The organism is Shewanella vesiculosa, assembly GCF_009994065.1.
Classification (GTDB): Bacteria; Pseudomonadota; Gammaproteobacteria; order Enterobacterales; family Shewanellaceae; genus Shewanella; species Shewanella vesiculosa.
The window spans coordinates 25,580-37,481 of the sequence record NZ_JAACSD010000005.1 but is presented as its reverse complement, the minus strand read 5'-3'; the positions used below and the strand labels follow the sequence as shown (position 1 = coordinate 37,481).

At 42.2% G+C, this 11,902-nt stretch carries 12 protein-coding genes; 7 read left to right on the top strand and 5 right to left on the bottom strand.

Annotation, left to right across the window (positions count from 1 at the left end; genetic code table 11):
- Positions 1 to 80: 80 nt before the first annotated feature.
- Entirely contained in the window at positions 81 to 1,313 is a 1,233-nt protein-coding gene (locus GW828_RS04895) for a multifunctional CCA addition/repair protein (RefSeq protein ID WP_273057675.1), read from the top strand.
- A gap of 280 nt (positions 1,314 to 1,593) precedes the next feature.
- Positions 1,594 to 1,860, top strand: a complete 267-nt coding sequence (locus GW828_RS04890) for an Lpp/OprI family alanine-zipper lipoprotein (protein ID WP_124017059.1) — start codon at positions 1,594 to 1,596, stop codon at positions 1,858 to 1,860.
- 396 nt (positions 1,861 to 2,256) lie between these two features.
- On the opposite strand, the gene GW828_RS04885 is transcribed toward GW828_RS04890, so the two are convergent.
- The 4 genes from GW828_RS04885 to folB all read right to left on the bottom strand — a co-directional run bounded on the left by GW828_RS04885 (position 2,257) and on the right by folB (position 4,932).
- Positions 2,257 to 3,099: a putative RNA methyltransferase gene (locus GW828_RS04885; protein WP_273057674.1), complete on the bottom strand. Its 843-nt coding sequence runs from the start codon at positions 3,097 to 3,099 to the stop codon at positions 2,257 to 2,259.
- Between the two features lie 89 nt (positions 3,100 to 3,188).
- Entirely contained in the window at positions 3,189 to 3,989 is an 801-nt protein-coding gene (locus GW828_RS04880; protein ID WP_273057673.1) for an undecaprenyl-diphosphate phosphatase, read from the bottom strand.
- A gap of 38 nt (positions 3,990 to 4,027) precedes the next feature.
- On the bottom strand, positions 4,028 to 4,540 hold the full coding sequence (gene folK, locus GW828_RS04875; RefSeq protein ID WP_182698997.1) for a 2-amino-4-hydroxy-6-hydroxymethyldihydropteridine diphosphokinase: 513 nt from the start codon (positions 4,538 to 4,540) through the stop codon (positions 4,028 to 4,030).
- A 38-nt stretch (positions 4,541 to 4,578) separates the two neighbouring features.
- The gene (gene folB / locus GW828_RS04870) at positions 4,579 to 4,932 is read right to left on the bottom strand and encodes a dihydroneopterin aldolase (protein ID WP_124017055.1); all 354 of its coding nucleotides are present in this window, start codon (positions 4,930 to 4,932) and stop codon (positions 4,579 to 4,581) included.
- Positions 4,933 to 5,210: 278 nt separating this feature from the next.
- Here folB and plsY point away from each other — a divergent pair, with 278 nt between their 5' ends.
- Positions 5,211 to 5,804: a glycerol-3-phosphate 1-O-acyltransferase PlsY gene (plsY, locus tag GW828_RS04865; RefSeq protein ID WP_404717023.1), complete on the top strand. Its 594-nt coding sequence runs from the start codon at positions 5,211 to 5,213 to the stop codon at positions 5,802 to 5,804.
- 71 nt (positions 5,805 to 5,875) lie between these two features.
- Here plsY and tsaD read toward each other — a convergent pair whose 3' ends face one another.
- Positions 5,876 to 6,892 carry a tRNA (adenosine(37)-N6)-threonylcarbamoyltransferase complex transferase subunit TsaD gene (tsaD, locus tag GW828_RS04860; protein WP_182698996.1) on the bottom strand — a complete coding sequence of 339 codons (1,017 nt, stop codon included), beginning with the start codon at positions 6,890 to 6,892 and terminating at the stop codon, positions 5,876 to 5,878.
- Between the two features lie 458 nt (positions 6,893 to 7,350).
- Between tsaD and rpsU the strand changes: the two genes are divergently transcribed.
- The 4 genes from rpsU (at position 7,351) to rpoD (ending at position 11,817) form a co-directional block, all read left to right on the top strand.
- Complete coding sequence (gene rpsU, locus GW828_RS04855) at positions 7,351 to 7,566, top strand: 30S ribosomal protein S21 (protein WP_006080725.1); 216 nt, start codon at positions 7,351 to 7,353, stop codon at positions 7,564 to 7,566.
- Between the two features lie 7 nt (positions 7,567 to 7,573).
- The gene (locus tag GW828_RS04850) at positions 7,574 to 8,017 is read left to right on the top strand and encodes a GatB/YqeY domain-containing protein (protein ID WP_124017052.1); all 444 of its coding nucleotides are present in this window, start codon (positions 7,574 to 7,576) and stop codon (positions 8,015 to 8,017) included.
- A gap of 89 nt (positions 8,018 to 8,106) precedes the next feature.
- A complete protein-coding gene (gene dnaG, locus GW828_RS04845) occupies positions 8,107 to 9,834 on the top strand; it encodes a DNA primase (protein ID WP_273057569.1) in 1,728 nt (575 codons plus the stop codon).
- A gap of 150 nt (positions 9,835 to 9,984) precedes the next feature.
- Positions 9,985 to 11,817 (top strand): RNA polymerase sigma factor RpoD, encoded by a 1,833-nt coding sequence (gene rpoD / locus GW828_RS04840; protein ID WP_273057567.1) that lies wholly within the window; start codon positions 9,985 to 9,987, stop codon positions 11,815 to 11,817.
- The last annotated feature ends 85 nt before the right edge of the window (positions 11,818 to 11,902 follow it).

Here is an 11,902-nt window from a genome sequence, read left to right as displayed (position 1 = left end):
AACAGCTTGTCAAAAGTTAGCCGTAAAAATCTAACTCTGATAAGATTTAAGCAACTTATTATTACACGTTGTGGTACGCCATGAAGATTTATTTAGTCGGCGGGGCCGTGCGCGATACACTTCTTAAACAAACTGTTGTCGACAAAGACTATGTGGTCGTTGGCAGCAGTATTGACGAAATGTTGGCTCAAGGCTATCAGCAAGTCGGAAAGGACTTTCCGGTTTTCTTACACCCAAAAACTCAACAAGAATATGCACTGGCGAGAACAGAGCGTAAAACAGGTAAGGGTTACCAAGGGTTCAGCTGCGATGCTAATAAAGATGTCACTCTTGCTGATGACTTACTGCGCCGCGATTTAACCATTAATGCCATTGCACAAGATAGCGAAGGTAAACTCTATGATCCCTACCATGGCATTGATGATATCCACGCCAAAGTACTGCGCCATGTATCCGACGCCTTTATTGAAGATCCCTTGCGCGTATTGCGAGTGGCCCGATTTGCGGCTCGATTTCATTACTTAGGTTTTACCATTGCAGCTGAAACCTTACAGTTGATGACCGATATCGCCAATAGTGGAGAGTTAGAGCACCTCACGCCAGAACGCGTATGGCAGGAATGCGATAAAGCATTAAGCAGCCAAAGTCCGCAAATATTTTTCGCCGTTTTAAAGCAATGCCAAGCATTAACCGTGTTATTTCCAGAAATTGATGCGTTATTTGGCGTCCCCCAACCAGCAAAGTGGCACCCAGAAATAGACACTGGCGTCCATACGCTGATGGTTCTGGAGCAAACCAGCCTACTAAGCAGTAATAAAGCGGTCCGCTTTGCAGCATTAGTACATGATGTGGGCAAGGGGTTAACCCCAAAACAAGAGTGGCCGAAACATCATGGTCACGGCCAAAAAGGCTTAAGCATCATTAAAGCACTTTGCCAACGAATACGCGTGCCTAATGAATACCGTGATTTAGCCTTATTGGTCAGCGATCAACATCAGAATATTCATAATGCTTTTGAACTGAGGGCTGAAACCATCGTTAAACTGTTTGATAAAGGTGATTTCTGGCGTAAACCGCAACGGTTAACAGAGCTTTTATTATGTTGTCATGGCGACATAAGAGGACGAACTGGATTTGAACAAGCAAGCTATCCGCAAGCTGAATTTTTACAACATTGCTATGAGTTGGCCAGCAACGTAGATGTGCAATCAATTATTAGCGCGGGTTACCAAGGATCGCAAATTAAAAGCCAACTTCAACTAACGCGCTCAGAAACAGTTAATAGTTATATAAAACAAAGAATTGAACAATAATAGTTACATCAGTAATCGCCTATTTAGGTTTTTATGTAAAAAAGCGGAAAAATGCAATTTTTAGCGGAGAATAAGCAATAAATCACTAAGATTTATATAAAATCGATAAATAATGATGCTTTTTGCCCAGCCAGCTTGCAATTTTCTTTTATTTCGCTATTTTAATTAAACAATGTTAAGTTTGCCTATAGCAAATTAAAAAATCTGTGACATAATTACGCCGTTGCAAAGGCACATGCCGTTGCACTATTTAACAACCTATATATTAAGGGATTTACCCATGAACAAGAAAGTACTGATGATTGCTGGTGTTGCGATGACTGCTTTATTAGGTGGTTGTGCTAACACTACTGCTTTAGAAGAAAGCGTAGCAAACCTAGGTAACAAAGTTGATCAACTATCAGCAGAAGTTGGTTCTTTAAAGTCTGAGCAAAGCAAGCTATCTGCCGATGTTAAAGGTGCTAAAGCTGCTTCTATGGACGCACAAGCCGAAGCTAAACGTGCTAATGACCGTTTAGACAACATGGCTTCTTCTTACAAAAAGTAAGAACTGCTATTAAAAATTAGCTTATTTAATAGGTTGATTATTAGGGCTTGATTGTTGATTCCACTACTTTGTAGTATTTCAACATCAAGCCTTAATTATTTGTGCTTATTTAAAATGAGGTATCAAGCGGTATCAAGCGGTATCAAGCGGTATCAAGCGGTATCAAGCGGTATCAAGCGAAAAATCTAAACACCTACGTCTTCTCGACAGCAAATTTTTTACGATTAAATCTATATCGCCTTCAACCATTTAGCCTTTGAAAGCCATCTATTCCAAACCCTCGTATTAGCACTTATAGCGCCTAATCACTAAGCGCACTAGCCCTTTAACGCTCTCAGCGCATGGTTGTCATTATCGCTTGTTATCAGCCTTCTCGCTCGTTACCTTTTCGACCATTTATAAACGTTTTTTTAGGACTAAAATTTGCCAATTAAGCTCTAAATCGGCAATCGCAGTCGATTTCACTTGATGCTTTAGCTGATCATTTGCACGCCATCCAAAGACCGACATATCAAGTAATGTTAATGCCTGCTCACCAGTAACAGATTGAACGAATACGACTTGTTGCTGCGATTCAATTTCAACATCGTTGGGTAAATTGAGTTGAAGCGGCTTCTCAACTAAGTCGGGATAAACTTGTTGTTTTATCTGCCATAAATGGCGAACACCCGGCTGTAAAAGCACAATACGTCCATCATCTTTTAAAATTCGAATGCACTCTTTACCTTTTAGAGGTGAATCAAGTACTGTGACAATGTCGATTGATTGCGCTTCAAAGGGTAATTTTTTTAATGCTAACAATAATAAATTAGCTGGTGTTTCAGCTTTAGCGGCTGCGAAAATAGCATTTTCAGCATCGGTAATTCCCCAATGCTCACATGACACATTTGCTTCAGCTACAGCTGGAACAAGCTGACGTAAATAGAAGCCATCAGCACACTGGTAATCGATATGCTGTAATTGGGTTTCGCCACGTGAGGTACACAAATCCAACAACACGGTTTGGAGTTGCTTAATTAGCGGTGCAAACAAACCTGACTCTAATAAAAAATGTCGTCCGCGCATTTGCTGGCGAGACTCCACTTGTGGCTTAGACTTAGCCTTAGTGTTGCTCAGTAGTGGCCAATAGCCATTAGGATGCTTATCAAAATGATGCTTATTGTCGCAATAAAATCCCGATGAAGCTTGATGTTGCTTGAGTGGAGCAGAACACACTGGACATAATAAAGATAACGTCATAATTACACTGATAGTTAATTAAAAGAGCATAAAACAAAACGGGTTGATACCAACCCGTTTTGCAAACAAAGGTCGCTTAAAGGCTTATCCTAAAGATAGAGTAATCCAAGCAATATCGCACCAAGAACCAGTCGGTATAATACAAACGGTGTCATGCCTATTTGGCTAATAAACTTTAAAAAGAAATGAATACATAAATAGGCCGCAACAAAGGATACAACAATACCTAAACCAAGCGCTTGGTAATCGATAGGTGCTGGGCTGGTCACTAAGTCTTTGGTCACCAATAACGCTGCACCAAAACTTACCGGCACAGACATCAGAAATGAAAATCGTGCAGCAGCTTCACGGGTCAGCCCTAACATCAGTGCAGCTGTCATGGTAGCGCCTGAACGTGAGGTCCCAGGGATTAATGCCATCGCTTGAGCTAAACCAATAAGCAACGCTTTTTTCCAGCCCATTTGAAATTCGTTTAACTGCGCTTTCGACATTCTATCGGCCAACCACAGCAACAGACCAAACACGATTGTTGTGATAGCAATGACTAAGGTATTTCGAAAATGGGTTTCTATAAAATCTTTGGCGGTAAAGCCAACAATAACCGCAGGTATCGTGGCTAAAATAATCCACCAAGCGAGTTTACTTTCTTGCGTTTGTTGCTTAGCGACTAAACTGATAAACCAAGCTTTAGCCAGTGCCACTATCTCATGACGGAAATAAATCACTACCGCAAATAAAGAGCCAGTATTTACCGCAACATCAAATGATAATCCTTGATCAGCCCAACCTAAAATTTGCGACGGTAAAATTAAATGTGCCGAGCTAGAAATCGGCAAAAACTCAGTCAGCCCTTGGATTAATGCCAGCAAAATAACTTGTAACGTGTCCATATCTTTCCTTTGTAAGAAATTAACTTATTGATGAATAATTAATATTTAACGGGTAATAATTCGGCTGGGAACTCGAAGGTAATAGGCCATAACTGCTGGCGTTGCTTGTCATAGTCTTGCCAAAGCGCATCATAGGTCTGTAGCGTCACCGGATGGAGTAACTCAGGGGCAATTTCAGCTAAAGGCCATAAAACAAAGGCATTAAACAAAATTTCGCCGCGGGGAAGTTCTACCGGAATGTTACAAATCACATCGTCATAGAGCAGCAAATCAATATCAAGACTTCTAGGGCTAAATTTTTTCTCACCTCTGATACGGCCGTTGTCTTGCTCAATTTTCTTAAACGTTGCCACAACCTGTGCAATCGATAATTCAGTATCAGCAGCGGCAACCATGTTTAAAAAATTAGTGCCTTTGAAGCCAACCGATTCACTCTCATATACGCGTGATAATTGTAATGGGCCAAAATATTGCTGTAAATCAACCAAACCGGCTTTAAGATGTTGCTCAGGAGAAATATTGGTGCCTAAGCTAATGTAAATACGTGCCATTGACTGACCTAATGCTAAACGAAAAAATAAAATAACACTTAAATGTTACCGCGTTCAATCTCAACACCAACAGAAACCGCATGAGGTATTGCCCCGGGCTTCATCACGACCACTTTAACCCAAGGCACATTGAACTCTTGTTGCAAACAATGGGCAATCATTTCAGCGACAGTTTCAATCAACTCAATCGGATTTTCAGTGATCAGTGCGATTAAACGATTCGATACGGTTTCATAACACAAAGCATTTTCGTAACTATCACTAGCAGCGGCAAGACGATTGTCCCATGCCATATCTAAATCGATAAGTAATGTTTGATGGATCTTTTTTTCCCACTCATAGATACCAATTATGGTCTCTATCGCTAGCTGACGGATGAGTACTTTATCCATATAATTCCTACCTTAATCGACATAAAAACTTTCAAGAACATCCTAATCAAACTTAATTATCGATTATATGCTTAATAATCCACATTTAAGCTTTTTCCTAATCAGTTAAAGCAGTAGGATAGGCGCTATTGTGCAATTAATATCAACGAAATGGTTAATGTTAACGCAAAGGTGGCTTCAGAGGATACTGAAAATCACTTGCCCAACAAATCAATGCGCGATGATACCCTAAGAAGAGTAAGGAAACCAATTTGAACGCCGTTACTGTCACCGTGTTGATGATCATTGCCGCCTACCTAGCGGGTTCGATCTCAAGTGCCATACTGGTTTGTAAAATAAGAGGTTTACCCGATCCAAGAACCAGCGGTTCCGGCAATCCTGGGGCCACCAATGTGCTTCGCATCGGTGGAGTCAGTTCGGCAGTATTAGTATTATTTTTTGATATGCTCAAAGGCGCTGCGCCTTCTTACCTTGGCTATAAAATGGGACTTGATGCGGCATCATTAGGCTTCATTGCTGTCAGCGCCTGCTTAGGGCATATATTGCCAATCTTTTTTGGTTTTAAAGGCGGTAAAGGTGTCGCGACCGCTTTTGGTGCAATGGCTCCCATTGGTGGAGATTTAGCCCTTTGCCTAATCCTGACTTGGATTGTATTTGTGCTGTTAACGCGCTATTCATCTGTGGCTGCTATGGCAACGGCCACCTTAGCGCCTTTTTACACTTGGTGGTTAGATGAACGCTTCATCCTTCCTGTCGCTATGCTATCAACGCTAATTTTAATTCGTCACAAAGACAATATTGGCCGTTTACGTCACGGTGAAGAAAGCAAAGTCTCACGAAAAAAATCCATTAAAAAACCCGACACCAAATAGTATCAGGTTTTCATTAATAGCAATCGTAGAATCACTCACTAGACTAGCTACCAGTCGCATAAACTCATCGATTAATCGACTGCAGGTAAGGTATCCAAAGGCCACCTTGGTTGGCCTTTAACCGCGAGTCCTTCAGTGTGTCCAGCACGTAAGCGCTGTAATCCAGCATAAGCAATCATGGCACCATTATCAGTACAAAACTCTCCGCGAGGATAATATACCTGCCCACCTAGATTAGTCATCATTTCGGCTAATGATTCACGTAAACGAGTGTTAGCACTCACACCGCCAGCGATCACTAATCGCTTATAACCTGTCTGCTTTAAAGCTCGTTTACATTTAATCGCTAAAGTATCAACAACGGCTTCTTCAAAAGCACGGGCAATATTGGCACGAGTCTGCGGATCGTTAGGCTCTTTAGCAATCGTGTTTGCGGTAAATGTTTTTAAGCCTGAAAAACTAAAATCTAACCCAGGTCTATCGGTCATTGGGCGCGGAAACTTATAGCCTACTGATAAGCCTTTTTGAGCTAACTTGGCTAAGCGAGGGCCGCCAGGATAATCTAATCCCATTAACTTGGCTGTTTTATCAAAAGCTTCACCGGCCGCATCATCTACAGACTCACCTAACACTTGATAACGACCAATGCCTTCAACTTGTACCAACATTGAATGACCACCAGAGACTAGCAAGGCTATGAAAGGAAATTCTGGCGCATCATCTTCTAACATAGGCGCCAGTAAATGCCCTTCCATGTGATGTACGCCAACAGCAGGTTTGTTCCAAGCATAAGCTAACGATCGCCCTACACAGGCTCCTACAAGTAAAGCACCAATGAGGCCAGGACCTTTAGTGTACGCTACGCCGTCGATATCATTTAAGCTCGAATTAGCTTGCGCTAAGGCCTGTTTGATTAAAGGCACAATTTTACGAACATGATCACGAGAGGCAAGCTCAGGCACAACACCACCATAGTCGGCGTGCAATTTAACTTGGCTATACAGCACATGTGACATTAAGCCTAATTTATCATCATAGACTGCTATCCCAGTTTCATCGCAGGATGTCTCAATACCAATAACGCGCATAATCTCTCGTCTTCATTAAAATAAGGCCGCCAATTCTACCCGTCTCTGCGTCAATACTCCAATATTTCAGGATTAAATAACACAAGCGATGAATAAGAGTTTCGGTTAACAAATCCAAGTTATAAGCTTGTTTTATACAAACCTAATGCTCAATTTAACCATTAGGTGACGATAATTTCGCTAATCATGATGCGCTTTATTTAACGCAGACCATACTGCTCTGAGACTAAGGCAGATGCGGCGCAGTTATCCAAGATGACCACATTTTGATTCACTATCACAAAATAGCACGATGAGCCGCTCCCTAAAGAGAAAATCAAGTCAGGGGGTTTACAAATGGTCACCGCTCGGTGTAAAATTCCGCACCATTTTAAATAGCCTTTGGTTTGAGTTAAATCACTAAAAAAGTTTAGTCGATTTAGTCATCCAGCATAACTACACCTAAGGGGTGATGGCGTATGCCAATTATTAAAGTACGTGAAAACGAACCATTCGACGTAGCTCTTCGTCGTTTCAAGCGCTCTTGTGAAAAAGCAGGTATTCTAGCTGACGTGCGTGCTCGTGAATTTTACGAGAAGCCAACTACTGCCCGTAAGCGTGCAAAAGCAGCTGCAGTTAAGCGTCTAGCTAAGAAGCTTTCTCGCGAAAACGCACGTCGCGTACGTTTATATTAATCTCATTATGAACTTAACCGAACAGCTAAAAGACCAAATGAAAGATGCTATGCGCGCTAAAGAAAAAGTGCGCCTAGGAACAATTCGTATGGCTCTTTCTGCCATCAAACAGATTGAAGTGGATACCCGCGAAACACTGACTGATGAACAGACAATAGCTGTATTAACCAAGATGGTTAAACAACGCCGCGATTCGATTGCTCAATATGAAGCAGCGAATCGTCCGGAGTTGGCAGAGGCAGAAGCAGAAGAAATTCGAGTAATCGAAAACTTCTTGCCTACGCCGCTAACCGAAGATGAAGTTGCAGCGATTATCGATGCAACAATTATTGAGGTTGGTGCTGGAACCATGGCGGATATGGGTAAAGTAATGGGAGCATTAAAATCTAAAGTTCAAGGCCGTGCAGATATGAGTGCCATTGGTACAATGATCCGCGCTAAATTGAAGTAATCAATTTTTAATGTTGAATAAGCCGTGCACTTGCACGGCTTGTTTGTTTAAATCAGTTGATAAAGTAAATTCGAGAACAACAGCAATCAATGGCGATACCTCGTGATTTTATCAATGAGCTAATAGCTCGAGTAGACATAGTCGATCTAATCGATCGTAAAGTGCCGTTGAAAAAAGCCGGTAAGAACCATTCGGCTTGTTGTCCTTTTCATAGCGAAAAATCACCCTCTTTTACCGTCAGTAGAGACAAACAGTTTTACCACTGTTTTGGCTGCGGTGCCCATGGCAATGCTATTGATTTTGTCATGGAATATGATCGCCTAGAATTTGTTGATGCCATTGAAGAAATTGCCGGTCAGCTTGGTCTTGCAGTCCCACGAGAGCAAGGCACAGGAAAAAGACCTGATCAAGGATTAAGTCGAGATTTATACGAACTGATGGAAGAAGCCAACCTCTTCTATCAAAGCCAGTTGAGGCAGCATACAGACAAACAGAAAGTTATCGACTATCTTGAGTTTCGCGGATTATCGACTGAAGTTGTTGAGCAGTTCGGCATTGGGTTTGCTCCCGACGGTTGGGATGGTTTACTGGGTCGTTACAGGCAAAATGTGCCCGCCCAAGATAAATTACTGACAGCAGGCATGTTAATTGCCAATGATAGCGGTAAACGCTATGACCGTTTTCGCGACAGATTAATGTTCCCAATACGCGATCGTCGTGGTCGTGTGGTTGGATTTGGTGGAAGAGTTTTGGGTGACGGTACCCCAAAGTACTTGAATTCTCCAGAAACGCCCATATTTCATAAGGGTAATGAGCTTTATGGTTTATATGAGCTAAAACAAAAGCACCGTGACCCTCAGCATGTATTAATTGTTGAAGGATATATGGATGTTGTCGCCCTCGCCCAGTTTGGGGTTGATTATGCCGTCGCATCCTTAGGTACCTCGACTACGGCTGAACAATTTCAGCTTTTAGTGCGTAGTGCAAAGCAAGTGATTTGTTGTTATGACGGTGATCGCGCCGGCCGCGAAGCCGCCTGGCGCGCACTAGAAACAGCACTACCACTGTTAAAACCAGGTGACCAGGTCAAGTTTATGTTTCTGCCGCAAGGTGAAGACCCAGACACTATGGTACGCAAAATTGGCAAAGAGGCCTTTGAAGCCTTAATGCAACAAGCCATGTTACTGCCCGAGTTTTTATTTGACACATTGAGTGCTAACCACGGGACAGACAAAGGGGCATTAGCCAAGCAAGCCATTGCGCTAATTGAAAAGGTACAAGATACCGTCCTACAGAATTTATTGTTAGAAAATTTAGCCCATAAATTAGGCATGAACAGTGCCGATGATTTAAGGAAAAAATTAGGTTTTACGGTAAAAAAAGTAAAACCATTAAATGCTAAAGGCTTACAAGGTCGCGGCACGCCATTAAGATTGGCCATTGCGCTCCTAGTCCAAACCCCCAGCTTAGGCTTTGGTTTGGCAAAGCAGCCAGCACTAAATCGATTACAAATGACCGGCATAGAATTGCTCAATCATTTGTTAGATATAACTCGAGAGCAAACGTTAAACAGCGCACAACTACTTGAAATGCATAGAGAGCATGACCAAAAAAGCACTCTAATTAAGCTAGCCCAATGGGATCATCAAGTGGCGGATGAAAACGTACTGCCAGAGTTTAAACAAACCCTGATTTGGTTAAACAACCAATATATTGAACAACGATATCAGGAGTTAAGCCTGAAACAGGCTTTAACGAAAGTTGAAAAAATACAGCTAACTAAGCTGATTTCTATAATGAAAGGCATAGCGAAGTAGTTCGCAGCTTATTCGTTAAGAATATGCGAACAAACATTGCCATGGACTAGCTAAGGTTAGCCCACACAGCTATAATTGACGATTTGCGTGCCACTTAGCATAGCTAACTGGCCTATCGTTTTATCAGTTCCCCAAAATTGGATGATATCTATGGATCACACTCCGCAGTCGCAACTCAAACTGTTGCTCGCTAAAGGTAAAGAGCAAGGTTATTTAACCTATGCAGAAGTGAACGACCACTTACCTGCAGACATGGTCGATTCCGATCAGATTGAAGATATTATCCAGATGATAAATGACATGGGTATCCGCGTTTTTGAAGAAGCGCCAGATGCCGATGACATGATGATGTCGGAAGACAACACAGACGAAGATGCTGCAGAAGAAGCAGCGGCAGCTCTCGCAACCGTAGAAAGTGAGTTAGGCCGAACCACAGACCCTGTGCGCATGTATATGCGTGAGATGGGCACGGTAGAGCTACTTACCCGCGAAGGCGAAATTGTTATTGCTAAACGTATCGAAGAAGGTATCAACACCGTACAGAGTTCTGTCAGTGAGTACCCTCAAGCGATTGCAATGATCTTAGAACAATTCGATAAGTATGAAGCTGAAGAATTGCGCTTGTCTGATATTATCTCTGGATTTATCAATCCTGACGACGATGACGTCGCCCCTACCGCCACCAACATTGGTTCTGAATTAGCGGACTCTAAAAAAGATGACGATGATGATGACGATGACGACGATGAAGAAGAGGAAGAAGGCAACAAAGGGCCTGATCCTGAAGAAGCTAAAGAAAAATTCACTCAACTTAGAGAAGCCTACGAAAAAAGCTTAGCGATCATTGCCACAAAAGGCCGTGACCATCCTGAAGCGATTGGCTCATTATTTGTTATTGGTGAATTATTCAAAGAATTCCGTTTAGTACCAAAACAGTTTGACCGTTTAGTTAAAAGCATGCGCAACATGATGGACCGCGTTCGAATTCAAGAACGCTTGGTCATTAAACTGTGTGTTGAACAAGCTAAAATGCCAAAGAAAAACTTTATTAAAGCATTCACTGGCAACGAAACAAACTTAGATTGGTTCAACAAAGAAAAAGCCAGCACCAAGCCTTACGCTGAAGGCTTGCGTATGATCACTGATGACGTCACACGTTGTGTAACTAAGTTAGGTGCTATCGAAGTTGAAACAGATTTAACCATCGCAGGCATCAAAGACATTAACCGTCGTATGTCTATCGGTGAAGCGAAAGCTCGCCGTGCCAAAAAAGAAATGGTTGAAGCTAACTTACGTTTGGTTATCTCTATTGCTAAAAAATACACCAACCGTGGTTTACAGTTCTTGGATTTGATTCAAGAAGGTAACATTGGTTTGATGAAAGCGGTAGACAAGTTTGAATACCGTCGTGGTTACAAGTTTTCGACTTATGCAACGTGGTGGATCCGTCAGGCAATCACTCGTTCAATCGCTGACCAAGCGCGTACGATCCGTATTCCAGTACACATGATCGAAACCATCAACAAGTTGAATCGTATTTCGCGTCAAATGCTTCAAGAAATGGGCCGTGAGCCGTCTCCTGAAGAATTGGCAGAACGTATGATGATGCCAGAAGATAAAATTCGTAAGGTACTGAAAATCGCTAAAGAGCCAATCTCAATGGAAACCCCAATCGGTGACGATGAAGATTCGCATTTAGGTGATTTTATCGAGGACACTACCCTCGAGCTACCATTAGACTCAGCCACAAGCGAAAGTCTAAAGAACGCTACACACGAAGTCCTAGCAGGCCTAACAGCCCGTGAAGCAAAAGTACTGCGTATGCGTTTTGGTATTGACATGAATACCGACCACACGTTAGAAGAAGTGGGCAAGCAGTTTGATGTGACACGTGAACGTATTCGCCAAATTGAAGCTAAAGCGTTACGTAAATTACGTCACCCTTCTCGCTCAGAAATCTTAAAGTCGTTCTTAGACGAGTAAACGTAAGGTTTACGCTCTATAGCAAGACCATAAAAACCCAGCATATGCTGGGTTTTTTTATATAGATTGCCAAGCTTGCCACTCG

What these genes read in the sequence shown, in the direction of transcription:
- GW828_RS04895 (WP_273057675.1), top strand. Translation starts at nt 81, where the DNA reads ATGAAGATTTATTTAGTCGGCGGGGCCGTGCGCGATACACTTCTTAAA.
- GW828_RS04890 (WP_124017059.1), top strand. Translation starts at nt 1,594, where the DNA reads ATGAACAAGAAAGTACTGATGATTGCTGGTGTTGCGATGACTGCTTTA.
- GW828_RS04885 (WP_273057674.1), bottom strand. Translation starts at nt 3,099, where the DNA reads ATGACGTTATCTTTATTATGTCCAGTGTGTTCTGCTCCACTCAAGCAA.
- GW828_RS04880 (WP_273057673.1), bottom strand. Translation starts at nt 3,989, where the DNA reads ATGGACACGTTACAAGTTATTTTGCTGGCATTAATCCAAGGGCTGACT.
- folK (WP_182698997.1), bottom strand. Translation starts at nt 4,540, where the DNA reads ATGGCACGTATTTACATTAGCTTAGGCACCAATATTTCTCCTGAGCAA.
- folB (WP_124017055.1), bottom strand. Translation starts at nt 4,932, where the DNA reads ATGGATAAAGTACTCATCCGTCAGCTAGCGATAGAGACCATAATTGGT.
- plsY (WP_404717023.1), top strand. Translation starts at nt 5,211, where the DNA reads ATGATCATTGCCGCCTACCTAGCGGGTTCGATCTCAAGTGCCATACTG.
- tsaD (WP_182698996.1), bottom strand. Translation starts at nt 6,892, where the DNA reads ATGCGCGTTATTGGTATTGAGACATCCTGCGATGAAACTGGGATAGCA.
- rpsU (WP_006080725.1), top strand. Translation starts at nt 7,351, where the DNA reads ATGCCAATTATTAAAGTACGTGAAAACGAACCATTCGACGTAGCTCTT.
- GW828_RS04850 (WP_124017052.1), top strand. Translation starts at nt 7,574, where the DNA reads ATGAACTTAACCGAACAGCTAAAAGACCAAATGAAAGATGCTATGCGC.
- dnaG (WP_273057569.1), top strand. Translation starts at nt 8,107, where the DNA reads ATGGCGATACCTCGTGATTTTATCAATGAGCTAATAGCTCGAGTAGAC.
- rpoD (WP_273057567.1), top strand. Translation starts at nt 9,985, where the DNA reads ATGGATCACACTCCGCAGTCGCAACTCAAACTGTTGCTCGCTAAAGGT.